Source organism: Brevibacillus sp. MS2.2, from assembly GCF_013284345.1.
Lineage (GTDB): Bacteria > Bacillota > Bacilli > Brevibacillales > Brevibacillaceae > Brevibacillus > Brevibacillus brevis_C.
In genome coordinates, this window is record NZ_JABSUZ010000010.1 from 151,039 (window position 1) to 176,064 (window position 25,026).

Annotated in this window: 18 protein-coding genes; 2 read left to right on the top strand and 16 right to left on the bottom strand. The window is 51.5% G+C overall.

What is annotated here, in order from left to right; all coding sequences use genetic code 11:
* Positions 1-203: 203 nt before the first annotated feature.
* Positions 204-392, top strand: a complete 189-nt coding sequence (locus HP568_RS29530) for a hypothetical protein (protein WP_217366547.1) — start codon at positions 204-206, stop codon at positions 390-392.
* On the opposite strand, the gene addA is transcribed toward HP568_RS29530, so the two are convergent.
* Genes addA through HP568_RS12105 form a run of 4 tightly spaced genes read right to left on the bottom strand, consistent with a single transcriptional unit; the run spans position 389 to position 12,586 of the window.
* Entirely contained in the window at positions 389-4,216 is a 3,828-nt protein-coding gene (gene addA / locus HP568_RS12090) for a helicase-exonuclease AddAB subunit AddA (protein WP_173629191.1), read from the bottom strand. The two genes, HP568_RS29530 and addA, sit on opposite strands and share 4 nt — an antisense overlap.
* Positions 4,185-7,682 carry a helicase-exonuclease AddAB subunit AddB gene (addB, locus tag HP568_RS12095; RefSeq protein ID WP_173629192.1) on the bottom strand — a complete coding sequence of 1,166 codons (3,498 nt, stop codon included), beginning with the start codon at positions 7,680-7,682 and terminating at the stop codon, positions 4,185-4,187. The genes addA and addB overlap by 32 nt, the downstream gene beginning before the upstream one ends.
* A 15-nt stretch (positions 7,683-7,697) precedes the next feature.
* Entirely contained in the window at positions 7,698-11,348 is a 3,651-nt protein-coding gene (locus HP568_RS12100) for an AAA family ATPase (protein ID WP_173629193.1), read from the bottom strand.
* The gene (locus HP568_RS12105) at positions 11,345-12,586 is read right to left on the bottom strand and encodes an exonuclease SbcCD subunit D (RefSeq protein WP_048034696.1); all 1,242 of its coding nucleotides are present in this window, start codon (positions 12,584-12,586) and stop codon (positions 11,345-11,347) included. Before HP568_RS12105 ends, HP568_RS12100 begins: the two co-directional genes overlap by 4 nt.
* Before the next feature lie 173 nt (positions 12,587-12,759).
* Between HP568_RS12105 and HP568_RS12110 the strand changes: the two genes are divergently transcribed.
* On the top strand, positions 12,760-13,509 hold the full coding sequence (locus HP568_RS12110; RefSeq protein ID WP_048034697.1) for a hypothetical protein: 750 nt from the start codon (positions 12,760-12,762) through the stop codon (positions 13,507-13,509).
* 351 nt (positions 13,510-13,860) lie between these two features.
* Here HP568_RS12110 and HP568_RS12115 read toward each other — a convergent pair whose 3' ends face one another.
* The 12 genes from HP568_RS12115 to HP568_RS12170 form a co-directional block, all read right to left on the bottom strand.
* Positions 13,861-14,775 carry a COX15/CtaA family protein gene (locus HP568_RS12115; RefSeq protein ID WP_056492217.1) on the bottom strand — a complete coding sequence of 305 codons (915 nt, stop codon included), beginning with the start codon at positions 14,773-14,775 and terminating at the stop codon, positions 13,861-13,863.
* Positions 14,776-14,897: 122 nt separating this feature from the next.
* Positions 14,898-15,833, bottom strand: a complete 936-nt coding sequence (cyoE, locus tag HP568_RS12120) for a heme o synthase (protein ID WP_173629194.1) — start codon at positions 15,831-15,833, stop codon at positions 14,898-14,900.
* Positions 15,834-15,929: 96 nt separating this feature from the next.
* Positions 15,930-16,388 carry a DUF420 domain-containing protein gene (locus HP568_RS12125; protein WP_048034700.1) on the bottom strand — a complete coding sequence of 153 codons (459 nt, stop codon included), beginning with the start codon at positions 16,386-16,388 and terminating at the stop codon, positions 15,930-15,932.
* Positions 16,389-16,431: 43 nt separating this feature from the next.
* Entirely contained in the window at positions 16,432-17,304 is an 873-nt protein-coding gene (locus tag HP568_RS12130; protein WP_048034701.1) for a cytochrome c oxidase assembly protein, read from the bottom strand.
* A 558-nt stretch (positions 17,305-17,862) separates the two neighbouring features.
* On the bottom strand, positions 17,863-19,305 hold the full coding sequence (locus tag HP568_RS12135) for an NAD-dependent succinate-semialdehyde dehydrogenase (RefSeq protein ID WP_173629195.1): 1,443 nt from the start codon (positions 19,303-19,305) through the stop codon (positions 17,863-17,865).
* A gap of 24 nt (positions 19,306-19,329) precedes the next feature.
* The gene (paaD, locus tag HP568_RS12140; protein WP_173629196.1) at positions 19,330-19,833 is read right to left on the bottom strand and encodes a 1,2-phenylacetyl-CoA epoxidase subunit PaaD; all 504 of its coding nucleotides are present in this window, start codon (positions 19,831-19,833) and stop codon (positions 19,330-19,332) included.
* A 17-nt stretch (positions 19,834-19,850) separates the two neighbouring features.
* Positions 19,851-20,684 carry a 1,2-phenylacetyl-CoA epoxidase subunit PaaC gene (paaC, locus tag HP568_RS12145; protein ID WP_173629197.1) on the bottom strand — a complete coding sequence of 278 codons (834 nt, stop codon included), beginning with the start codon at positions 20,682-20,684 and terminating at the stop codon, positions 19,851-19,853.
* Positions 20,685-20,701: 17 nt separating this feature from the next.
* Entirely contained in the window at positions 20,702-21,034 is a 333-nt protein-coding gene (paaB, locus tag HP568_RS12150) for a 1,2-phenylacetyl-CoA epoxidase subunit PaaB (protein ID WP_015893218.1), read from the bottom strand.
* A 10-nt stretch (positions 21,035-21,044) separates the two neighbouring features.
* Positions 21,045-22,013 (bottom strand): 1,2-phenylacetyl-CoA epoxidase subunit PaaA, encoded by a 969-nt coding sequence (paaA, locus tag HP568_RS12155; RefSeq protein ID WP_048034705.1) that lies wholly within the window; start codon positions 22,011-22,013, stop codon positions 21,045-21,047.
* 115 nt (positions 22,014-22,128) lie between these two features.
* Complete coding sequence (locus HP568_RS12160) at positions 22,129-22,956, bottom strand: methyl-accepting chemotaxis protein (protein ID WP_173629198.1); 828 nt, start codon at positions 22,954-22,956, stop codon at positions 22,129-22,131.
* A gap of 84 nt (positions 22,957-23,040) precedes the next feature.
* Positions 23,041-24,228, bottom strand: a complete 1,188-nt coding sequence (locus tag HP568_RS12165) for an ABC transporter substrate-binding protein (RefSeq protein ID WP_048034707.1) — start codon at positions 24,226-24,228, stop codon at positions 23,041-23,043.
* A gap of 51 nt (positions 24,229-24,279) precedes the next feature.
* Positions 24,280-25,023 (bottom strand): ABC transporter ATP-binding protein, encoded by a 744-nt coding sequence (locus HP568_RS12170; RefSeq protein ID WP_173629199.1) that lies wholly within the window; start codon positions 25,021-25,023, stop codon positions 24,280-24,282.
* Positions 25,024-25,026: the final 3 nt, after the last annotated feature.

The following is a 25,026-nucleotide window of genomic DNA, read 5'->3' on the forward strand; positions in this document are numbered from 1 at the left end:
GGTCTCCTTCCAAACATGTGACAGTGCTTTCGTATGGCTTTGATCCTTTTCCGGCTCTTAAAACATAATGAGGGACAGTTCAAAGCGGCTTCCTTGAATTCTTTTAACCAAAAGCCGCGTGGGAAGAAGCGTATTTCCAGTCCAAGCGCCTCTGGAGCCCACCTCAGCGCAGGAAAAAATGGCGGGGAATTTCAGCTTCACTTATGAACTACCTCCTCGAAACTTCTACGTTTGAAGCGCTCCCGTCATTTATTCCGGAGCGGACAGTCAATTCCCCCTTGCGGGGCGTAGGCCGAAGCGTAGACTGGAAATGCGCTTCTTCCCCCACCACAGCAGCTCTAATAAACAAAAAGACCGCCAGAGCCATTGACTCTGACGGTCCAACATACTAATCCATGCTTTCATCCGAAATCGAAAGTGAGAATCCACCTGAGAGTAAATAAAGATAACTAGACACGTTCCCTTTTGGCTTGATGATCTGCTTGATCGCCCGGACGTATAGCCTGATCTGGCCTTCGTATCTTCTTTTCATCTCTTCGATGGCTGCGGCAGTCGCCTCGTTTGCCATCCAATCTGTCTTGAAATCGATCAGGACGAGGCTGCCATCCTGCTCCTCCAACAGGCAATCAATGACTCCTTGTACGACAACCTGCTCGTCGCTTTCTTCACCTAACTCAGCTTCTACTTCATAAGCAGGAATCACGAGGGTAAACGGCAGTTCACGATGCACGACCGCCGCCGCCTTCATTCGCTGCCCCAAAGGATCGGCGAAGAATCGGGCGATCTGGGGAACATCTACTGCTCGTACCTGCTCGTCAGTCAAAAAGCGGCGTGCCGCGAGTGCCGTCACCTGCTCCTGAATATCTGCTTCATCCAGCGGACGCTTCAAATCGAGATGCTGGAACACTAAGTGTGTGATTGTCCCTTTTTCTGCTGCTGTCAGTCGAGTGGATTTTTGCTCAGACAAAAACTTTGGCTTTTCCGTAATGGACGGAAGTATGAGGGACTGACCGCCTTTGCTGACTTTGGCATGTCGCTTGAGTTCGCTGACACTCCATTTTGCAGCTACGCGTGGCGCAATTGGATGTGGGTCCTGCCATCCTAATCTCTTGTCGACAATCTCTCGCAAAGTATCATTAGACGGTCGTTCCGGGATCGCCTCTCGTCTGGTCATGCGTTCCCACAGAGACACCTCGTCGTTGGTTGACTCTCCTTGGGCACGGAGCTCATCTGCCTGATAGAAGTGAAACGACCAAACCGAATCATCCGACACACTTCTGACTCTCACGACTTCTCCTGAGCCTTGTTGCTCCGGATATGCCCGCAGCACTCCCGCACCAGGATGTCGCAGCATCGCACGCCCCACCCAGTCCAGATTTCCCTTTGCCTGAATCAAGTCTTCGTCACTGAGCCGCTCGCTGTCATCCTGTCTGCCCCAATCTGTCACACTTTTTGCGAGATCCTTGGATGAACCGACAAGAATGAGCTTCTCGCGTGCACGCGTCAAAGCCACATAAAGCACACGCATCTCCTCTGCCAGCATATCCCGGCGCAGCTTTTGCCGGATGCCCAGCGCAGCCAGACTCGGATAGCGTAGCTGCATGGAGGGCTCAATAGCCATCGGTCCAAAGCCCAGATCTTTATGCAGCAAAAACTGGCTTTTCAAATCCATCGTATTAAACTGCTTGCCCATGCCCGCCACAAAAACAACAGGGAACTCCAGCCCCTTACTTTTGTGGATCGTCATGATGCGTACAACATCCTCGTTTTCCCCGATGGTTCTTGCTTCGCCCATATCATTGCCGGCTTCTTGCAAACGGTCGACAAAGCGCAAAAAGCGGAACAAGCCACGATAGGAGCCAGCTTCGTATTGTCTCGCACGATCATAGAGCGCACGCAAGTTGGCCTGTCGCTGCTGACCGTTTTCCAGAGCCGCCACATAATCGAGATAGCCTGTCTCCCGGTACAGCATCGTCAGCAGTTCTGATAAAGCACCTCTGCGAGCCTCTGTCCGCCATAGATCCAATCGGACAAAAAACTGTCGCAGCCTTTTCTCCCAAGGCTCTTGGGCCGGACGTTCCTCTGCATATTGGAGTACCGCTTGGTGAAACGGCCCTGTCGCGTAGTGAATGCGGATTTGAGCAAGTTGCTCCTCTCGCAAGCCGACGATAGGAGACCGCAATACAGCTGCTAATGGAATGTCTTGGAGCGGGTTGTCAATGACACGCAGCAAGGAGAGCATCGTTTCTACCTCAATCGCCGCGAAATAACCCGCAGTCTGCTCCGCATACACAGGAATTCCTGCTGCGTGCAGCTCCTCTTGCATCGTCTGCCCCCAGCCAGAGGTCGCACGAAGCAAAATAACGATATCGTGATAGGCCAGCGGGCGCATTCCTCCAGCCTTTTTATCGAAAACGAGCAGTGGCTCTTCTCCCTCGCCCGGCTCCATCCAACGACGAATGCGGCTGGCAATTAGTCGTGCTTCCAGCTGTGCAACACTCGCTTCCTCTCCCGAATCTCCCTCGGGAATACCTGCTTCGCTCTCATCTGTCGCCTCTGCAACTACCGCCTGACCTTCTTCTGCTATCGCTGCATTCCGGTCGATCAGATGCATCTCAGCCTGCAAACGGTTCGGCTGTGCCTCAGGATAAGACGCACGGTTGATCAGCTCCGCCGAAGGATCATAACCGATCTCACCTACCCCGTGAGACATGATCTGGCGAAACAAAAAGTTAACGGCATCTACGACTTCCCTTCTACTGCGGAAGTTCGCCGCCAGATCGATGCGCCGACCGATGCAAGCTTCGTCAGCATCACCATCTTTTTGATAGGTCACATATTTTTCGAGAAACAGCTTCGGCTCTGCCAAGCGGAACCGATAAATACTCTGCTTCACATCCCCCACCATGAAACGATTCGCTGGCTGACCATCCACTCCGTCTCGGGAAACCATTTGCAAGATGGTTTCCTGCACGAGGTTGATATCCTGATATTCGTCTACCAGCACTTCAGCGAACTGTTCACGCAATTGGGTCGAGATAGACGAAGGAACAGTCTCCCCAGACTCATTCGTTTCGGTTAAAACGCGCAGAGCCAGATGCTCCAAGTCGCCAAAGTCGACCAAGCCACGTAAGCGCTTCTCCAATTGAAAAGCATCCGAAAATGCTGTAACCAGCCTAGCTAATGTCTGCATGTGAGGAGCAAGCCGCTGCAAATCGGCGACGTACTGCTCGGCTGTCGTAGAAAAGTATTGCTCGATTTGCTCTGCCAGTTCCTTTTTCACACTGTTTCGCAGGTCCTGCACCTGCTCCTTCACGAGCGGATCTGTGCCTTTCACTGGAGGCAGCTTGGCAAATACAACTCCTCGAACAGCTTCGACAGTCGCTTCCCAGCCATCTTTGCAAGCCGCTGCTGCACGATGCAGGGCAGCCGCTTCCGCCTCAAGCAAAGGCAAATAGCCAGCAGGCCCTTCCGGTGAGCCTGCCAACTGAACTGCCCTGCGCATCTTAGCCGTCATTCCACCGAGTGCCAGCTCCACAGAACGCAGCACGCTCCTGGTCCACACGAGCCCGTCCAGACCGTTTTTATCGTGAACCGCAAACATTCCTGCCGCTTCCCCGAGCCATTGTTCTGGTGCTGGATGACTGCGTGAAAACTCATACAGCCTAAGCAGCAATAGGGTGAGGGCATGATCGTCCTGACCGTCCAGCATCACATCAGCTAATGCATGAAAATCCGCGTCATTCTCATACCAGCTCTCGAGCTGTTCCTCCAAGACATCCTGCCGCAAAAGCTCCCCTTCCATCTGATCGGCTATGCGAAAATCAGGATCGAGTTCAATCAGATAGTAATACTGGCGCAAAATCCCCAAGCAAAACGAGTGAAGTGTCGTAATCGTCGCCCGCTGGAGCAACGCCAGTTGTCGACGCAGGTGTGAAGAGTGCGGGGCATCTTTCAATGCTTTTCGCAAGGCATCGCCAATCCGGTGACGCATCTCTGCCGCAGCCGCATTCGTAAAGGTCACCACCAATAGCTGATCGACTCCAACCGGGTCCTTCTCGTCCATGATGCGTCGGATAATCCGCTCAACCAGGACTGAGGTTTTCCCAGAGCCTGCTGCCGCTGCCACCAGGAGATTATTCCCGCGCTGGATAATCGCTTGCCATTGCTGGTCCGTCCATTGTTCAGGCTTGGCCTGCAATTGTTGATCCACCATCGGTCATTCCTCCTTCTCCCGCCATCTGCTGCTCTGCCAGCATGCTCCATATTTGCTTGTTGTTCCACTTGGCAAGCTGTCGGTGCTCATTCCCGCCCGCATCTCCGTCAAATTTGCATACTGGCTTGTACGAACAGAAATCACAAGCGGTCATTGTTCCGTTTGTGTACGGTTCGATCTGGATTTCCCCGTTGGTCATGCGCGTACTGATTTGCTTCACGGTATCGCGAACATAGGAGGTCAAGGCTTGGAACTGCTCGGCTGTTGCCACGGATGATCGCGACGAAAGTGTTCCGTCCTTTTTGATTTCAAATGGCACCAGCTCTGACGCCCCTTGCTCTACATAGCCATCCATCATTCGTGCCAGCTCTGGATCTGCGAGCATCAAGCCTTTCATGCGCAATCGCTTTGCCCGCTCCTTTGCCGCCTCGTCAGCCGTCAGCAAGCGTTTTGCCGTCACAAAAGGATCGGCTACCTGATAGTAGAAAACGCCTCCCATTTCGGCTTTTTTCCCTAACCATTCCTCGGCATTGGCCACGACGACATCGAGATAGACGAGAAGTTGCAAGTTCAGGCCATTCCAAACGTCGGAGAGAGACAGCTGCTTGGGACTGGACTTGTAGTCAATCACGCGCAAATACGGGACCTCACTATCCAGTGATTGGTCAACGCGGTCAATCCGTCCGATTAACTGAAGCTCCACGCCATTTTCAAGGGTTAAAGCCAATCCCGGCAAATCTGAATTCGGCCCAAACGAAACCTCCAGTCCTACTGGGGCAAAACGGCTGCGCTTCGCATGCTCCCCGAGTACGTAAATCGCCCGGCCAACTGCTCGCTTCAGCTTGCCAGACAAATAACGATACCGGGCTGTCCGCGTCAAAATGCTGCTGCGAGTCGCTGGAACCAGTTCTTCTACCACTACATTTGCAAGCTGCATGCTATTGTCTTCCGTCAGCTTGCTCCACTCCAGATTGTCTTCGTTCATTTTTTCAACGGCTCGCTTGAGTGAAGCATGGAACAGCTCTCCCACATCGAAACGCTCCAGCTTGTACATCGTTCTCTCCGACAATCTGAGACCATGGGAAGAGAAATGCGAGAACGGACATGACTGGAACCGCTCCAGACGGGACACGCTCATTTTTAGTTGTTTTCCGTACAGGGTCGTACTCGTTTCCAAGTCCAGCTCCTGCGGTCGATTGAAGTAGCGCAAGCCGGACAACAGCCACTGCTCCCGTTTGACCTCGGAAGAAGCACGAATATACCAGTCGTATACCTCCCACCAGAAGTCTGGCAGCTCTCCTGTTTTCTTCATCGATCGCAATAGCGTCAATAGATGGCGGAACACACGTCTTGGATGTCCGAGCAGGAATGCATCTGTCTCGTGCTGCCCCGTCGGTTCGTTGTAAAACACCTGATGCGGGATATCCGGAAGCACTTCACGGATGCGGGTAAACACAGAGGAAGGCAACAAGGCCTTGCCCTCTTCATCCGCCAACGCACAGCTCAGGATCAGCCTCTCCGACGGTCTCGTCATCGCCTGGTACAGCAGGTAAGGTTCAGCCATCAGCCGTTGCTTCGCACTCGGTGCCAGAGACATACCCATTTCAGCCAGTCGCTCACGTTCCGCTTCATCCAGAATCCCTTCTTCTTTTGGACGCAACGGAATAATACCCTCGTTTACGCCAAGCAAAAACAGAGCTTTGACATCGGGTTGACGGGAGCGCTCCATAGCCCCGATCAGCACCTGATCTAGTGCCGGGGGAACGAGTCCCAATTCAATCGTCTCCAGACCACTGTCGAGCACCCGGGCAAATGTCGCCAGGTCCATGCTCTCGTCGCCCATGACCTCCACGACCTGATCCATCAGCTCGATCAATCCTGTCCATACTTGTCCATGCACCTGTGCTGCATCGAGATCGCCGTCATTTTCCGCCTTTCGCTGCCAATGCTCCAGCTTGTTAGGCACGTCCAGCGCGATCAGAAGGTTGTACAGGGCAAGAGTCATTTCCTGTACGTTTATGCCCGTTGCTTGCTTCATCTCTTTTTCAAAGGACAGGAGCGGTGCTGCGTATTTGCGTCTCAACTCATCGATTCTCGCATCTTCCTCAACGCCAGCCTGCCCGCGGAAATGCCAAGCAGATTCTTCTGCCCATTGATAGCCAAAGACACCATGAGCCAACACGTAGTTTTCCAGTCGGTCGATTTCCTTCCGAGCTGTATGCTCATCAGTGATATCCAGCAGGAGCAGGTCTGTTTTCAAGCAGCGGAAAACAGCGTCGTAGCGCCACCTCGTAACAATGACCTCCAATGCCGAGCGCACCAGCTCCACCAAGGGATGGTGCATGACAGAGCGCTTCTGGTCCAAGAAGTGCGGGATGCCGTATTCGGTAAACACAGCGGAAATCTCATCCGCGTACGTCCCAATTTCCCGAAGCAAAATCGCCATGTCCTTCCAACGATACCCCTCTTCTCTCGACAGAGTCAGGAGCTTCAGCGCCACGGCCTCTACCTCTGCCCGCCTGTTCACTGCTGAGAGCATCGTCACTTCGTCCGCTCGTCCGGGCTGATCTGGGATCGGCGGGTCCCCCCATTGGAAATACACTTGTTCGACCTGACGTAGCCATGGACTGCTCTTGAATCGCTGTGCCTCGGTCAATAAAAGCGGCTTGGCGATTGATACACCCGATTCACGCGCCATCAGTGTCAAGGCTTGGTATGTTCGCAGTGTAGGATGGAACAGCCCCAGTTCATCCACAGAGGCGTCACGTTCATTCGGGTCAAGCGTCAGCGCAATCGTCACCTGCTTGGCGTGCTGCATCAACTGCTCGATCAAGCGAAGCTCTTGATTCGTAAACCCGGTAAAGCCATCGATAAATATTTCAGCCTGCTTGATGTACGTGGAATCACGCACCATCGTTGCCACTCGGTTCAGGATGTCGTCTGCATCACAATACCCCTCTGACAAGTAAGCCTCGTACGCATTCATAATCAAGCGAAGGTCATGTATTTTTTGATTGAGATTAGCTCCTCCCCACTCCAGATTCTCGGAATGAGTAAAGGATACCCCATACGATTTGCACTCGCTAATCAAGCGACCGAGCTGAGAAGCAAACCCAGGCTGTGTCGCCGAGCGCCCGAATAGGTTCAGCTCTTCCTTGTGCCGCTCCAAAAGCATGCGCAAAACCATATGCTTACCCAGATCGTCAACAGGCACGGTAGTCAGATCGCCCAGCTCCTGCATGAGCCTGTGAGCCAATCGACCGAAGCTGAGCACCTGTGTCCCCATTACACCGCCTAGCTCTGGGAGTGTGGCGAGCGCATACTCTTCCTGAAAGCTGGCCTGTTCCGGCACGAGCAGAATCATAGGCGAACCCAACGGCTTTTCCCGCAGCCGGGCTTGCATCTGCCGATGAATTGATTCTGTCTTCCCCGTTCCTGCCCGTCCCAGTATAAATTGGACTGTCATGATTTTTCCCCTTCCCTACTCCATTTCCAGATGCAGCATGCTGCCTTTTCCCATCGGTTCTGCAGGTGTCACGACCAGACGACGCGGCATGCGCACACGTATTTCCGGGACGTGGCTAATGACTCCGATAGTGAAATCGTCCATGCGCAGTCGCTCAAGCGCATCCATAACGACTTCCAAAAGCTCCGGATCGAGTGTCCCAAAGCCTTCGTCCAGGAAGAAAAACTCCAGGCGCCCGCCACGCATTTGAATCTCCATCGACAGGGCAAGAGCCAGCGACAAGGAGGTCAGGAATGTTTCCCCGCCAGACAATGTGCTTACTGGACGGCGCATTCCTCCAGCTCCCTCATCCCGCAAAACAAATTCGCCCTCGTCGCCGATTTCCAGCCCGTAACGATTGGCGGTCATCCGCTTCAGGTGATAGGAAGCGTCTCTGGCGATTGATACCAGTTTTTCCTCCGCAATGAATTGGACAAACGCCTTGGCTTCGAATAATTTTTTCAACTCTTCCAAGCGGCTCTGCTCATCCTGCTGCTGGACCATCTCTTTATGAAGCTCTTGCCATTTGTCATGGTTTTTTTCCATGCGATCCACGTGCTCTTTGGCGACAGCGACTTGCTTTTGCGCTTCCTGGAAGGCTTGCTCCCATTGATCCCACGCCTCTTTAGCGGTGGTGAGCTCTTCCTGCGTAAACGAACGGCCTGCTACTGCTTGCTGCAACCTTTCTTCCTCATAACGAAGCTGCCCTGCGATTCGCGTGTAAGCCTCGACTTGTTCCCGTGCCTGCGGCAATTGCTCACGCTCTGCGTACCTTTCCCGAACATACTCGACAGTACCGAGACCTGTTTCCTGCAAGCCCTGGTACAATGTCTCGTGAGCTTCCGTGCGTTGCCGTGTAAGGATGGCCAGCGTCTCTGAATACTTGACCAGATTGTTTTGCACCGTTTCTCGCGCCTCGGCTGTTTCTTTGCGCTTTGTCTCTGCCAGCGTGACTGCTTGACGCAAACCGAGGAGAGAATCCTCGACCCGCATCAAACACTCCTGCGCAGTAAGTCCTCCCGTGCGCTCCAGCCATTGGGCATGCTTTTGTTCCCACATGCGCTTTCTATCTTCCAGCTTTTCCTTCAGCGCCGCTTCCCGTGATTTGCCCTCTACCTTGCGCGACTTGGCAGCTTCTACTTGCATCGTCAGCTTTCCGCGTAGCGTTTCTTTCTCTGATCGTACCTGCTGAAGTTCTGCCAAACGGCGATCTGATTTTCCGATTTCTTCGTACCGCTGTTCGATTTCCTCAATGGGAAGCTCATTGCGCTTCGCGTCCAGCTCTTCTCTTGATTGCTTTTCTTGCGTGGAAGCAGCGTCCATGCGTTCTTTATTCTCATCGATTGCCTTCTGTGCCTGCTCGAGCAACAGCGTGCTCCGCTCCATCAAGCGTTTCTTTTCCGCTTCTTCCTCACGCAAGACCTCCAACTGCTGCTGCAATTGCTCACGCTCTGCTTTTAGTCGCTCTCTTTCCGCTTGCTTGGCGATCAGTTCTTTTTCCTCGCGCTGATAGACGGCGAGTAGCTCTTCAAAAGAATCTACGACCCAAGGCTGTCCGTACCCGCGGCACTCTTCCTTGATCGCTTCCAAGCGCGCTTCCAACTGTTCCTGTTCAGCCTTTACACTCGCTAGGCGCTCATCAAAAGCAGCAAGCGCTCCCTTTGCTGCCAACCAAGCTTCCTTGTTCTTGCCTGCTTCTTGTTCAGCCGTACGCAAAGCCTCTTCTGACGCTTTGATCCGGGCACGAAGCGCGTCACCCTCCGTCCCTGCTTCAGACGCTTTTGTATGGTTCTGGTGGCCATGCGGGTGGTGTTCGGAACCACATACCGGACACTCCTTGCCTTCCTCTAAACGTTCGCGCAAAAATCGCGCCATATTCTCCTGCTGCCAGCGTTCCCATTCCTGGCGCAGCTCATCTCGTTGGGCCAGTTGACTCTTCACAAGTGCTTCGCTTGCCTCTACTGCCCGAGTCAGCTCTTGATTGCGCTCATCCAATTGCTTACGCTCCTGGACGATGTGCTGCGACTTCTCCTGCCATGATGAGAAAGCCTGTAATACTTCCCGCCACTGGCGACCTACCTGCTTCATATCTGCCAGTACATTCCTTGCTTTCTCCCATTCTGCTTCGCTCATCAATGCCGAGTCGGCTGGTGCTGCCAGTGCGTCTCTTTTTTGTGCCAAGCGATTCGCGCACGCTTCCCAGCTGCGCTTGTGCTCATCGGCAGTATGGGTTGCCGCCTGAATGTGCTCCTGTGCTGCGAGTTGTTCTTTTTCCAGCTCACGTACCTTGGCATGGTCCCGCTCCCACTGCTGCTTCGCTTCTCTGGCTGTCGCTATTTGTGCTCGCCATTCGGGAGAGATCGTGACTTGCTTCATCTGTTCTTGCAGATCCGCCCACGCAAGCTCCCAGTTTTTTAAGTCGGCCTCATCCTTTTCCAGCTGTTGTTCTATGTTAGTCAAGGCGACTGACACTTCATTCCACTCTCGCTCCAGACCTGTCCACTCTTCCCGGATCGCCTTTAGCTCCTCTTCCCACTCCTGCGCCTGTACCAGTCTGCCCTTTTGCTGAATCAGTAAGGGCTCCTGTACAGCCAACTCGGCATGGACCTTCTGATACGCTTGCTCTGCCTCATCTACGGCCAAACGAGCACTCTCCTGTTGTTCGCGGCTACGTTCCAATGCCGTACCGGTCGCATGCCATTCCTGATCCAAACGCTCATATTGCTGGAGTAATGGCCACAGTCGAATACTCGACTCCCATTCGCGAATCTTCTCCGTTAGGGCTGTCATTTCCGCTTCATTTGCTTCCTGCTGCTGTAGTTGCGCCTGAACTTGCACGAGCTCCTGATGCCACTGGTTAAGCTGCTCCAGCTCCTTGAGCTTCCCTGCCAGCTCCTGTTTTTGCTGGGTGAATTCCTGCTCTTTTTGCGCAGCTTCCTCCCACGTTTGTCTCGCCAGCTCCAAGGCTTCCGGACCTGCTTCACCCAGAGCTGCGCTCGCCAGTTGCAAGCGATGCATCTGTTCCTTAACCTGCTCCAAAGCGTGCCGTACGCGCTCACTCAGCTTTTCCCCATAAATATGTAGGCGGAACATCCGTTGCAGCATTTCATTGCGCTCACTGCCCTTCAGCGTCAAGAAGCGGGAAAATTGACCCTGTGGCAAAACGACCGCCCGGGTAAAGTCCTGCAAAGTGAGACCAATCAGTGCCTCAATCGCGGCTGTCGCGGACGTGGCTTTGGACTCCAATACGACATCCGGCTCTCCGGTCAAGGCTCCCGACTGAATCAGCCTTACTTCCGGCTGTCGCTTGTTCCCCTTTTTATCTAAGCCAAATTCCCGTTCCACTGTATATTGCTTGCGCTCATCGCCAGTTCCCAGCTCAAAGGTAAAGGAAACGAAAACGCGCTGCTCCAGCTGGTTCAGCACTTCTTTCGGGTGATTACCTCCGCCCAGCCGGACGACCTGCCCGTACAACGCAAGCGTGATCGCGTCCAAGATCGTCGATTTCCCGCTTCCAGTCGGGCCGAATATCCCAAATAGTCCCGCCTGACACAGCATTTCGAAATCGACCTCTTGCATTTCTCGATAGCTGTGCATCCCTGCCAGCTTCAATCGTATCGGTCTCACTCTACTTCCCCCTCTCCCCCGGTTTCTGCCAATAGACGCTGGAACAAGGCCACCAACTGCTCATCCGGCTCTGCTCCCCGCCTCCGTTCATAGAAGCGTTTGAACAATTGATCGGACGAAAGCTCTGTCAGCTCGACCCGCTGTTCCTCTTCCTCCTCACGCTCTTCCCTCACGACAACACGCTGTATTTTCAAGAAATCATCTGAAAGCTTGCGGACACGCTGAAATTCTGCCGGGTCGATCACGCCAGACACATGCAGCTCCAAGTCAATCCACGCCCCTGCATCGCGTCCCTCTTCCAACCAGCGCTCGACTTGCTCGATTCCCTCCGTCGCCCTCCAACGTGCTAACGGTCGTGCGCTCGTCAAATAAATGATCTCCTCACGCACTTCTTGCCCTGGCTCCACCTCAACCAGTACGACTGCCTTGCTCTGTCCTGCTTCGGAAAAGCTGTACGAAATCGGTGAGCCGCTGTAACGTACCAACGGCTTGTCACTGAGCTTTTGCAGTCGATGGAGATGACCGAGCGCCACATAATCAGCGTTCTTCGGAAAAGCCTGTGGCGATACAGTCAGTGCTCCCCCAATTTGAATCGGACGCTCAGAATCTGTTTCCTTACCGCCCATGACAAACAAATGACTCGTGACCAGGTTGACTGTATCCTCGCGAAAATGAACAGACAGATCAGCAAGCAATTGCGCAATGCGCTCGGAAAAGGCAAGCTGCATCTGCTCTTGGGTAAAGCTTTCGCTCAACAGCTCCTTTAATCGCGATTCAGAAGGATAAGGCAAGGCCAAAATTACCGCATTCGCAGCGCAGCCGGGAATCTTCATCTCCAGCCAAGATGGGCCTCCCTGCACAATTTGCACGCGATCAGACGATACTTCTTGTGTCAGCAATGGTGCTTCCTTTGGCAAGCCCAACAAAACGATCCCATGCTTTGTAGCAAGCGGCGCTGCTGCTCGCACCCGCTCAGGCTGATCATGGTTCCCCGCGATCACGACAACTCCTCGCCTGCCTTCCGAAGACAAGCGCTCCAATGCATCATAAAAAAGCTCTTCCGCCCAAGCAGGCGGATTGACCGAATCGTACACATCCCCGGCAATGAGCACCAAATCCACTTCCCGCTCATCAGCTATGTGACAGAGCTCGTCCACAAACGCCGCTTGTTCAATCCGGCGGTCCCGCCCTTCCAGTTGCCGCCCGAAATGCCAGTCGGCTGTATGTAATATCCGCATGATTACTATCACTCTCCACGATCATGTGTTTGCTTTTCATTGTAACAAAAGACAGCGCTGTTCGCGGTTGAAATTTACTCCACTTTTCTCGTAACTTTTGCTCCTGGCTGCTCGTCTTCCAACTGAACAGATCGCGATTGATCGATCTCAACCCGGAAAGGAGCTTGTTACCGTTGCGTAATTCCCGCCTGTTGCTCACCCTGACAGTAGGACTTGCCGTCTCCAGTCTCGTCCTCACTGCCCCCTCTTCCCTTGCCTCCAGAGAGCCTACCAAGACCCAAGTAATGGATTGGATTAACAAGCAAGCCAAAGATCCAGTTGTTTCCGACTACTTTGATTTTCAACTCGTCAATCTGGATGATGATCCGGAACTAGAAATTGTCGCCAAGCATAACGGCAGCGTACATATCGGGAATTTTTACGTTTTGGATCAAAAGCCTGATCGTACGTATGCCCTCATCGCGGAAGAGAAATGGAATCCACCACGCCTGCAATTGGATCGTTGGGACTTTACGCGTGAAGTGAATCACTCCGAGATCGACAAATACGACGACGCTGAACTGCGTTTGCTTGCAGAAAAACGAGTCTTTGAAACCGTCCATCATACTGGCGGATCAGGCATATGTATCTACGAGGCGAATCTATGGTATCTGGACAAAGGGCGTCTGGTCAAAGCATGGGAAGGGCTGCTGCGGGAAACGGTTTCCATACCAGGTGGTCAACTTTTCCGGACTGTCGGCAGTTATCAAATCCTTCACGACGACACTGAAAAACCTTTGCTCTACCACTGGCAAACACAGCAGGAGCTAAACCCGGATACAGGTGAACCACTTCCGGGCAAACCTGATACTTCTTTGCAAATTTATCGTTGGGAAAATGGTGTTTTTGTACCTTTGAATGTTGAAAAACCGTCTGGGCAATAGCCTGACGGTCTGTAAATTCGCTGTCTTCTATCGTTACGGTTGTGGTGGGGTCGAAGCCCTGCCACATGTTCTCCAGTCGCGTAGGAAGAAGTGCATTTCCAGTCCAAGCGCCTCTGGAGCCCTACCCAGCTATGAAATAAATGGCGGGGAATTTCAGCTTCACCTATGAGATCCTTCCTCGAAACTTAAACATTTGAAGCGCTCCCGCCATTTATTTCATAGCGGCCAGTGAATCACCCCTTGCGGGGCGTAGGCCGAAGCGCAGACTGGAAATGCGCTTCTTCCCTTACTACGGCCACATTATATAAAATAAAGCTGCCCTCCCACGAATCAGGAGCGCAGCTTTTCCTCTTATCTTCTCAGCTTTTCATTTGTCGGTGACTTCAACGTCTGCAAGCACATGTAGCAGATGATCCCGAACAAAATCGTGATAATCATCGAGTGAGTCAGCGTAGCGTACAGGTGAAGCTTGTAGATAATCACGAAGCCGCCGCTGAACACCTGCGCGATGCAAAGAATAAAGCTCAGGATACTTGCACCGTACAAATCACGCCGTTTTTCCTTGAAATGACGTATGCAGTAAATCATTGTCCCCAGCAACAAGAATCCCAACACCAACGCAGCGATTCTGTGGGCAAAATGAATACCGGTCTGTCCGTACAACTCTGGGATGACCTGTCCCTGACACAGTGGCCAGTCACTGCATGCCATACTTGAACCCGTATGTCTGACATACGCTCCGAGATAAACAACAGCGTACGTATAAGTAGCGACGAACCACATCCAGTTGCGGAAGCCTTTTGAGACGGTCGTTTTCACCAAGCTTTGCGTTTTTTCCCGCTGATAAACGAATACACTCAACAAGAATACGCCCGAATAAGCAAGCAAGGAGAATCCGAAGTGCAGAGCCAAAACAGATGAGGACTGTGGCCAAATAACGGCAGAAGCACCGAGAATGGATTCCACTACGATGAAAAACAAACCAAAAATAGCGAGATTGCGAACTTCTTGGTTGCCTTTGTAATAGCGCCAGCAAAGTACAGAGAAAATCACGACAACAATACCGGCAACACCTGTAATCAGGCGATGAGAATATTCAATAATGGATGCCAATGTGTATTCCGGAACCCATTTACCGTTGCACAGCGGCCAGTCATTTCCACAGCCGAGTGCTGAATCTGTCTTGGTAACAAGCGAACCGGCTACCATCACGATAAACATGATCAAGGTAGCAAGAAAAGCTAACGGCTTCAGCCATTTTTCCATAGTAATTCACCCTGTTTCTTGTGAGGATCAAACAACACCTCGTTCTATGTCCTCTTTTACGATAATGAAACATCCCCTGCTAAGCAAGGGATGTTCCGTGAACATTTAGTGAGTGTTTCGTGTCAATAATAGTTGACCATGGTACTAATGACGATCGCTGCACAAAACACGGTTAAATAAAGGATGGAAAAACCGAACAGTTTGCGTGCCCACGTGAGATCATCCTTGGTTTTGAACCCTTGGAAAAGCAGAACCATGTACACAATCCCCATCACGCCCATGATGAGTAAATACACATAGCCTAGGCTAGCATGGACAAACAGCAGCAAAGAAGCCGGGAACAACACCGAACCCCACAGCATCATTTGTCGCTTGGTCTCGGCAAAGCCTTTTACTACCGGTAGCATCGGCAGATTTCCTGCACGGTATTCTTCTGTTTTCAGCATGGCCAACGCCAAAAAATGGGGAGGCTGCCACAAGAACAAAACCAGGAACAACAGCCAAGCAGTCATGTCCATGGTGCCTGTTACCGCTACCCACCCAATCACCGGAGGAGCTGCACCTGAAATACCGCCAATCACCGTATTGAGAGTGGTCACTCGTTTCAGCGGCGTGTAAATCAGCACATAAAAAATGTGACCGATCAATCCCCAAACCGCCGCCAAGGGATTCGCATAGACAGCCAATACAGCAACCCCTGCCAACAGCAGGCCAATCCCTAAGAGGATCGCGTTACGTGCAGAAATTCTTCCGGTCGCTACCGCACGATTTTGCGTCCGCTTCATTTTTTTGTCCAGATCACGGTCGTAGAAATTGTTTAAAGCCGCACCCGACATAATGACCAAAGCGGTTCCTAGCATGGTGAATAGAGCCAGTTTCCAGTTCGGATAACCGTAGGACGCTAACCATAAAGCAGCAAAAGTGGTCATCAAGTTTGACAGGGTAATGCCAGGCTTCGTCAGTTGTACGTAATCCCGAAAGGTAGCTGGCCCTACCGGCTGTGTCTGCAAAGAAGCATCGGCATCAAGCGATTCCTGCACGGTCATTTGCTGGTCCACGTTTTGTACCTCCTGTTTCCTTCTATCTGAACATCCGAATCATGACTGGATAAACTAACTACATTGTATCCAATGCCCCAAAAACTACGAAAACGATTACTTACCAAAAATTACATCCAGCACGCCAGATGTTTCGCCACCTGGATAAATCCAGTACAGCAGCAGATAAACCGCAGCTCCCGTAATCGAGGTGACAAACCACACAATGGAAGTCCAAGGACCGATCTTACGATGAGAAGCATAGTTTTTCGTGTAAGCGTATCTGAGTGTAATCAGCCCCATCACACCACCGACTGTTGCCAGGATGATGTGGAAGAACAAGAATGTCTGATAGATTGGTTTGATGCTGTCTGGCCCGCCAAAATGCGTGTTTCCGATAAACGCCGTTCTGGAAACATACGTGATAAAGAAGATCGTGGCACAGATCGCAGCCCACTTCATAATCTTCATATGCTTTTCTACTTGCTTTTTCGCAATGGCGTACCAGCCAATCGCAACGAGAATTCCGCTAATGACAATAAAAGCCGTACTTACCGTAGGCAATATGAGCCCCATTTTTCCACCTCATTCAACAAGCGTTTCTGCTGTTCGCGCGTATTTAAAAAGTCGGCTTTTCAGCACCGAAAGATTGATCCATCGGCATGTCGTCCTGCTTCTCTGCCTTGTACCAATGGTAGAAGACATAGGCCAGCACGCAGCCGTAAACAAGCTCCTGAACCAGCTTCATAATGATTCCGCCAAGACGCTGATCGTTAAAAGCGTCGAGGCTCTGGAATAGCTGTGGAGCAGCTATATACGTAGCGTACAGCGGTTCCGAGGCAAAAATAATCAGCGCACAGGCTGGCGTAATCAAGACACCGTTTGCAAAAACGTACGATAGTTTTTTCAATCCGGCCAGTTGTCGCTTGTTATCAGACAACGGACTCACAATTGGCCACCACATCGCAAATGCAGCAATCACGAGAATGACATGATAAAACGTCATCCACTCATGGTTGATCGCGACGGCATCAAAGATAAACGGAACATGGTAAAACGAAAACAGTGAGTTGAACAACAGCGCTGCCACTAACGGATGTGTCAAAGAGTTCAGGATGAACTTTAGCGCTTTCGGACGGAAAATCTTGGCCAAAAGCCATTCAGGCATTGCCAGAAGCATAAGCGGCGGCAGGGCAAAGTACAAGATCGATTGTTGGAGCATGTGCAAACTAAACATGTAATGATGGCCGTAATAACTGATAGGGCTTCCTTGTGCGGCGTAAAACAACACGATTGCCAACACAAAAAGCAATCTTTGCTTGCCAGTCGCCGGTGTAGCGTTTTCAAAACGTTTATGCATAGGACCTGTTACGAGAAAGTAGACAGTCGTCACAAGCAACGACAAAAGCATCACATCCGGACTCCATAAATCCGAGAAGGTTGCTGATCCTGCAGCCGGTGACATCTCGTGCATTTGATGTTCATTCCCCATGTTTATATCCTCCCTTCCAAATGTAAAATCTTGGACGATACCTCACTCGCTGGGCGTCGTCATATGTACGTTTTGTGTCAATATGAAATACCAATTTTTATCTATTAAATGTTACCCTTGATCCAATCTCCATTATACCGTTGATTCCCTTTTTCTTTGTAGACAAAAATGAACAAAGTGTTGAACAATACCATTCACAAAATAGACATATTAAAAGAGAAGACTCTTTTTGTTTGAGTCAACATAGTGGAGGAGAAGAAAAAGCACAGCTCTCTTCGACTCTGACACGCCCGCAAGGGGATTGACTGTCCGTCTCCACTTCCAAAAGGGGACCGTCGAGCCAAAGCCACCCTACGGGCGGAAGATTCTCAAGGAAGAAGTGTTCGACAAGCGGGTCCCCTTTTGGAAGTGGAGACTGGGTAGGCTTTGTCAAGGTCTACGAGACCTGTGCTTTTTCTTCTCACCAGCTTTATTGGTTCATCGATACCTTTTTAAACCTTTCCTATATGAAAATAAAAAGAGTCCAGATCTTGTCTGAACTCTTCCTCTCTTCTTATCTTACAGTCCAAAGGAAACGAACTTCGTCTCCAAGTACTCATCCATTCCGTAGCGGCCACCCTCACGGCCGATTCCGCTTTCCTTGAAACCGCCAAACGGCGCTTGTGTCTGGGTAGGCGATCCGTCATTGATCCCAACGATTCCGTATTCGAGGAGCTCAGCCATGCGGAAGCAACGCTGATTATCTCGAGTGTACACATAAGCAGCCAAGCCGTACCGCGTGTCGTTTGCCATCTGTACGACATCCGCTTCCTCTGTAAAACGCACGAGTGGAACGACAGGACCGAACGTTTCCTCAAAGGAGATTTTCATATCCGATGTAACACCAGCAAGCAAGGTCGGTTCGCAATAGAAGCCCTTCGCATAATCACCTTCAACCAGACGATTTCCGCCGTATACTACTTGCCCGCCTTTGTCCTTGGCGTCCTCGATATGCTCGAGCACCTTGTTCAGGGCACGCTCGTTCACCAGTGGACCGATTTCTGTCTCTTTCTGGCGACCATCCCCTACCTTCGCACGCTTCAGACGCTCTACCAGCTTTTCTGTGAAAGCGTCTGCGACATCCTCGTGGACGTACAGACGGTTCGTGCAAATGCACATTTGACCGGAGTTACGGAACTTGCTCTCAAACAGACCTTTTACGGCTGCATCCAGATCGGCATCCGGGAATACGATGAACGGCGCGTGACCACCAAGCTCCATGCTGACGCGCTTCACTTGCTTTGCCGCGCCCTCCATCAGCAGCTTGCCGACACGAGTGGAGCCTGTAAATCCAATTTTGGAGAGCTTCGGATTGTCGATGAACTCCTTCCCAATCGATTCAGGATTTCCAATGACGAGGTTTACGACGCCTTTTGGAAAGCCAGCCTGCTCAATCAGCTCAAACATGCGAATCGCAGACAGCGGCGTGCTTTCTGCTGGCTTTAAAACTACCGTGCAACCGGCAGCCAACGCCGGAGCGATCTTACGTGCAACCATGTTCACCGGGAAGTTCCACGGGGTAATCGCCCCTACCACCCCTACAGGCTGACGCAGCACCATGATGCGCTTGTTCGCAACCGAGGATGGGATCGTTTCTCCGTTGACTCTCTTGGCTTCTTCTGCGTACCAGACAAAGTTATCAGCGGCACCCAGCACTTCGCCTTTTGCCTCGCCCAAAGGCTTACCCATCTCAGCAGAAATGATGCCCGCCAGTTCGTCCCGATTGTTTTTCACCAGCTCAGACAAGTTGTACAAATATTTGGCGCGCTCGCGAGCGGTCAATCGAGACCAGCTTGGGAATGCCTGATGAGCAGCGTCGATGGCCTTGTTGGCATCGCGACCATCGCCGAAGGTTACTGTTCCAACTGTTTCCCCTGTAGCAGGATTCGTAATCTGAATGGATTCTCCACTCTCGGCAGTCACCCATTCTCCATTAATAAACATTTGCTTGTACTCTCCCATGACATTCGCTCCTCTCAATCTCTCTCAATAGATTGGTTTTAGGGCCTCAAACGGATTCTTGCAATGCCGGCAATACAAGATACTTCGACAAGCAGCAGGGCCAAACAGATTCTCAATTTGTGTATACGGAGAATCACAATAGGGACAGGCTACCTCCCATGTATCCCCCGGTTTGAAGTCAAGCGGTGGCGGCGCGATGCCAAAGCTTTTCAGCTTATCGCGAGCATCCAAGGCGATACGATCAGATGTCCAGGCTGGATCATAGACGAACGTTACCTGGACCTGATTGATTCCTTCTGCCTCCACCAGCTTTTCTGTGATGTTCTTCTTCATGATCTCGAGTGCCGGACAACCGACAAAGGTAGGGAGCACCTCGACGTGTACGATGTCTGCCTCGATGCGCACTTTGTGAATCATCCCCATCTCCACCATGCTGATCACCGGAATTTCGGGATCCGTTACTTGCTGCAGCAGTTCCCAGCATGTCGCTTCAAGCCCTTCATGCAGTTGCAGTTCTTCTTGCGCCATGAGAGAATCACTCCTTTTTACCAGCCTGCAGCCGGATCAATGCGATACACTTCAGACAAGGTAGCCAAAGCTTGCACCAGATCAGCAGTATGTTCACCGTGACGGCCGCGCTCTTGTGGCACTCCTGGCTCACCCGGCCAGTCGAGTCCTGCTTTTTCGAAAATGTCTTTGGTCAAAGTCAGCCATTTTTGTTTCAGTTGCTCTTCTTCTGCAATCAAGCCAAATTGAACGATATCGCTCTGGTTTGGTCCAAGATGAGGCAGCTCCCCGGCATCCTTCCAAACTTCTGCAATGGCTGCCTCCAGTCTCTGACGCGCATCAGCCGTACTGTTCGCCAATTGCTTCAACCAAACTTGCCAGTGCATCAGATGATAGCGATGCTCTGTCATCATTTTGCGGCTGACAAGCGCAAGTGGTGCGTATGACGACTGCGTAAGAGCCTCCAAGCGAACCTGCTTGTATAAGCCGTACACATAGCTGCGAACAATCGCATAAGCCCAATCGTAATGAGGATGATCGTTGTAATCGCCGTCGCCGTTTTTACGCTCTACCAAGATCGCATTGGAAAACACCTTCGCCTCGCGGAGCTGTGCGAGATCGTCTGCTTTGCCTATTCCTAGTTGCTCAAGCATTTCATAGAACATCACCGCATGGCCCATCATGTCCTGAGACATCGATGAAAACGCCACATCTTCTTCAATATGCGGAGCAAGCCCCAGCCATTCCGATCCACGATAAGCCAATATAAAATCGTCATCAGCAAGCTGGAACAACAGGTCGGTCAAGGCTTTTGCAAATGACGGGTTTTGGTTTGCTGCTTCTACTGTTTCTACATGTAAACGGTCGCCCATGATTGTATCCCTCCTGCTTAACTGCCGTTGCCTGCATGCTTCTGTTTTTCTTCGTACTGCTCGCGATGGTGGCGCCATCTTGACTGCAAGTCGCCGTACCCTTTGGTCTCCCGATAGCTCTTGTTGTCGAGTCTTTCCAGAAAAGGACGCTCCTCTGGCGGAAGTCCAAAAATGTCGTCGCGCTTGACTACCCACAAATTAAAACAAGGCTCACGGCGCAAGAAATTCTCCCTCGCCATGCTCAATGCGACTTCTTTATTGGGTGCCAACAAACTGAACTGTTGGACGAACGGAGCATTTACGCTTTTTTGGCTGAATACTTCGTATATGAAAAAGTTTTCGTTGCTCATCCACATTCACCTACCCTACTTGTCGGCCGTACGACATAATCGCATCGCGCACCCATTTGGTTTCCTCATAAGACATTACCCGAAGATTCAGACGGTGAGCGGAGCGTGGTCCGTTCCCCTTGACGATTTGCTTGAACTCTTCCCAATCAGGCTGTTGGTAGACCCATTTGTCTTCTGCCTCGTCGAAGTAAATCGTATCGTCTGGAACTGTGCAGCCGAGGTGGAAAATACGCGGCAAGTACTTTTTCAGGAATACTTGGCGTAATTCTTCATTGGTCTGTGTACGAATCTTGTAGCGCATGTTGGCTTCCTGATTGCTCGTAATGTTGCCGTTTTCCGGCGGTCCGAAAAACATCAAGAGGGCAGGCCACCAACGATGGATGGCATCTTGCAGCATTTGGCGCTGTTCATCGGTGCCTTCTGCCAACTCCAAGACGATACTCTCCCCGTGCTGGGCGTGGAACTTTTCTTCCGCACAGATCCGATGCAGAGCGCGGGCATAAGGTGCATACGATGTATCAAGGGACATCGATTGCGTAATAATAGCCGCTCCGTCAACCAGCCAGCCGATCACACCAGCATCAGCCCAGGTAGGTGCTTCCATGTGGAATACATTGTGAAATTTCAGTCTCTTTGAAAACAAATCATTCATGATATCCTCACGCGTCTTGCCCAATGGCTCAAGCAAATCTTCTGCGACGCGAAGCAGCAATTGACCATGCCCCATCTCGTCCTGGACCTTGGCCATAATCGCCAGCTTTCTGCGCAGTGTCGGCGCCTTTGGTACCCATTCTTTTTCCGGCAGTGCACCCATGATCTCACTGATGCCATGCATCGAAATCAGCTTGATCAACTGGTTGCGATAGTCGTCTGGCATCCAATCGTCTGCCTCTATTTTTTCCCCACGATCGATTCTCGCTAAAAACGCTTCCAACTTTTCGTTTTCAGTCAAATCGGCATGTTCGAGCCTCATTTGCATGGAGAACGCCCTCCTTTTATCAGATATGCATTATGATAAAATTATAATACGTTTTTATAACGCAATAATAACATATCGTCATACGTTTTTGCAATACGCTTACATGGAGACTCTCCTATTCTCCGTGCCCAGTTATATCTGCTGCCTTTTTCAATTGCTCAGCCATATGCCGCAGCTCTTGCATGACTGCATCCAGCTCCTGTATTCGCGTCGACTGCTGTACGCTGTGATTCATCGTCTTCTCCATTTCATCAGTAACCGTTCCGACGAGTGCATTCATTTCATCCAACAGTTGGAAAATGCCCTTCGCTGAAGTAGCCGTCGTCTGGGAAAGCTGACGGATTTCCTCTGCGACCACGGAAAAGCCGCGACCAGCAGCACCTGCACGTGCCGCTTCAAGGACGGCATTCAATCCCAGGACATTCGAGCGTGTTGAGATATTGCGAATCAATTCGTTGATCTGGGTCGTCTCTGTAATTTTCAGCCCTAATTGACCGGCTGCATCACTCAGCGTGTGGCTAGCTTGTGCCAAATGGTCCGCGTCCTTTGCCAGACTTTCTGTGTGCTGTGCGATATTTTCCAGCGCGTCCGTCAAATTTTGAGCCAAGCCGTGCAAGCGATCCTCTTGATCGGTCGTCACGCCTGTCGCCAAGCAACCGACTACTTGTCCGTTTTCGACAAGCGGATAACCGACTGCGATATAAGGAATGCCGTAGAGCTCTTTGGAAATCTTCTTCACTACCCGCTTGCCCTCTTTTACCGCCGTCGCATTAATACTCCCCGGGCGCAATTCGTCTCCTACTCGAATCCCCAGGTTCAAGCCTTGTGCCGGATAGTAGGCGAGAAACTTCTCTTTATCGGTGACTCCTACCATACATTCGGACAAAAATGCCTTTTGTAAAATCGGTGCGACCATTAAGACGCTATTCAGCAATTGAGACATGCATGATCCTCCTACCCTTGTGATGAAAACAACGATTCCCCCCGCATTCTTCTTCAGTACGCGGAGGGAACTCACTTCTTTTACTTATTTAACGAGCTGGAACTTTCCATCCTTCACTTCAACCATGATCATACTGTCTTCTGTCAGACCGTTATGATCATCAGCCGTGAACTTGAATTCTCCGGTTACCCCTACGTATTTCACCTTTTCCAATACTTCGCCCAACTTGGATGTGTCGCCGCCTGCTTGCTTCAAGCCTTCCACGAGCAAATTCAAACCGTCGTACCCGTATCCCGCGAAGCCGTCTGGCTGTGCATTGTAGGCAGCTTGATAGCCATCCACGAATTTTTTGATGATGGCAGATTGCGGATCATCCGCCGCTACTTGTTCAGGGATGAGCAGTTTTCCAGCTACCATCAAGACACCCTCGCCAGCGTCTCCAATCAGTTCGAGGAATTTGCTGTTCGCAGAGCCATGGCTGCTAATGATCGGAATAGTGAGGTTCAATTGCTTGGCTTCCTTCACAATCGTAGCGGGTCCTGGGTTCGTACCTGCCACAATCAACGCCTGCGCATCAGTCCCTTTGATCTTGGTCAATTGGGAGCTCATGGACGGATCTTTTGTGCCGTATTTTTCTTCCGCTACAATCGTGATGCCGTATTCAGGCGCATATTTTTGCAATTGCGTCGTCCAGCCACTTCCGTATGGATTGCTGTCATTGAGCGTAGCAATTTTTGTAATGCCTTTTTCCTTCAAATATTTGAAGATGCGCTTCGTTCCGTGTACATCCGTGTGTGGTGTTTTGTAGATGCCTGCACGAACTGGATTGGTGATTTGGTCTGCCGCTGCCATCGAGATCAGCGGGAGCTTTTCTGCTGCGGCATATTCAGCCATCCCGAGAGACGGACCACTGCCTGAGGAGCCGAGTACAGCTACGACCTTTTCTTTCGAAGCGAGCTTTTTGATTGCTTTTACCGCTTCCGTATTGTCAGACTTGTCGTCTTCAAAAATGACTTCCAACGGTCGGCCATCCACTCCACCTGCTCCGTTTATTTCTTTTACCAACAGCTCTACCGCTTGCTTCTCCGGTACGCCGAGCGGACTGTTCGGACCAGTCAGTGAGAAAATAGCGCCGACCTTGATCGGGTCCTTGCTGGCGCCACCAGTGCCTGACTCTGCTGCTGGTGTAGTGCCGCCTCCACAGGCGCTCAAGAATACGAGCGAAGCGACTGCTGCTGGAAATAGCCAATTTTTGAATGTTCGTTTTTTCATGGGTGTACCCCCTCATGTATGTGGTTGATCTTGATCAAACTGCTATGTTGGCTACACTGCTTCGTGGGAGCTTCCCAAATAAGCAGATTGTACTCGTGGGTCATTGCTAATCTCGTCTGCCTTCCCTTCCAGCATGACAGCTCCCGTACTGAGTACGTAAGCCCGGTCGGAAATAGCGAGCGCTGCGCGAGCATTTTGCTCGACCAACAGCACCGTGGTCCCCCACTCCGAGCGAATCTCCTGCACAATCGTCAGGATTTCTTTGGCAATCAGTGGAGCCAATCCTAGCGAAGGCTCGTCCAACAAGAGAAGCTGCGGTCGAGACAAGAGCGCTCTGCCAATAGCGAGCATTTGCTGTTGCCCCCCGGAAAGCGTTCCCCCGAGCTGCCATTTCCGCTCTGCCAAAATCGGAAAACGTTCATACACCGTCTCCATTTCTTTGGCAATTTCCTTTTTGCTCGTCTTGGGCATCCGATGCGAAGCACCCAGCCACAAATTGTCCTCCACGGTCAGCGTCGAAAAAATTTGTCTGCGCTCCGGCACATGCGCCATCCCCCGGGGTACCACCAACTCAGCAGGGACACGCGTAATGTCCGCGTCACGAAACCAAATCTTCCCATCCTTTTCGCCGTGCAGACCGCAGATACAGTTCAAAAGCGTCGTTTTGCCTGCCCCATTTGCGCCTAACAGGGAGACGATCTCGCCTTCGTTCACTTGCAGAGTAATGCCGTGCAGCACTTCTACCGGACCGTAGCGAGCCGTGATGTTGTCTACTGTAAGGACTGCCTTCCCCATCAT

Excerpts from the sequence above, each read along its gene's own strand:
- paaA (WP_048034705.1), bottom strand. The coding sequence starts at position 22,013 with ATGCAAATGAGGCTCGAACATGCCGATTTGACTGAAAACGAAAAGTTG.
- HP568_RS12165 (WP_048034707.1), bottom strand. The coding sequence starts at position 24,228 with ATGAAAAAACGAACATTCAAAAATTGGCTATTTCCAGCAGCAGTCGCT.
- paaD (WP_173629196.1), bottom strand. The coding sequence starts at position 19,833 with ATGGCGCAAGAAGAACTGCAACTGCATGAAGGGCTTGAAGCGACATGC.
- HP568_RS12115 (WP_056492217.1), bottom strand. The coding sequence starts at position 14,775 with ATGGAAAAATGGCTGAAGCCGTTAGCTTTTCTTGCTACCTTGATCATG.
- HP568_RS12130 (WP_048034701.1), bottom strand. The coding sequence starts at position 17,304 with ATGGGGAATGAACATCAAATGCACGAGATGTCACCGGCTGCAGGATCA.
- HP568_RS12125 (WP_048034700.1), bottom strand. The coding sequence starts at position 16,388 with ATGGGGCTCATATTGCCTACGGTAAGTACGGCTTTTATTGTCATTAGC.
- HP568_RS12135 (WP_173629195.1), bottom strand. The coding sequence starts at position 19,305 with ATGGGAGAGTACAAGCAAATGTTTATTAATGGAGAATGGGTGACTGCC.
- paaC (WP_173629197.1), bottom strand. The coding sequence starts at position 20,684 with ATGGGCGACCGTTTACATGTAGAAACAGTAGAAGCAGCAAACCAAAAC.
- paaB (WP_015893218.1), bottom strand. The coding sequence starts at position 21,034 with ATGAGCAACGAAAACTTTTTCATATACGAAGTATTCAGCCAAAAAAGC.
- HP568_RS29530 (WP_217366547.1), top strand. The coding sequence starts at position 204 with ATGAACTACCTCCTCGAAACTTCTACGTTTGAAGCGCTCCCGTCATTT.
- addB (WP_173629192.1), bottom strand. The coding sequence starts at position 7,682 with ATGACAGTCCAATTTATACTGGGACGGGCAGGAACGGGGAAGACAGAA.
- HP568_RS12105 (WP_048034696.1), bottom strand. The coding sequence starts at position 12,586 with ATGCGGATATTACATACAGCCGACTGGCATTTCGGGCGGCAACTGGAA.
- HP568_RS12160 (WP_173629198.1), bottom strand. The coding sequence starts at position 22,956 with ATGTCTCAATTGCTGAATAGCGTCTTAATGGTCGCACCGATTTTACAA.
- HP568_RS12170 (WP_173629199.1), bottom strand. The coding sequence starts at position 25,023 with ATGGGGAAGGCAGTCCTTACAGTAGACAACATCACGGCTCGCTACGGT.
- addA (WP_173629191.1), bottom strand. The coding sequence starts at position 4,216 with ATGGTGGATCAACAATTGCAGGCCAAGCCTGAACAATGGACGGACCAG.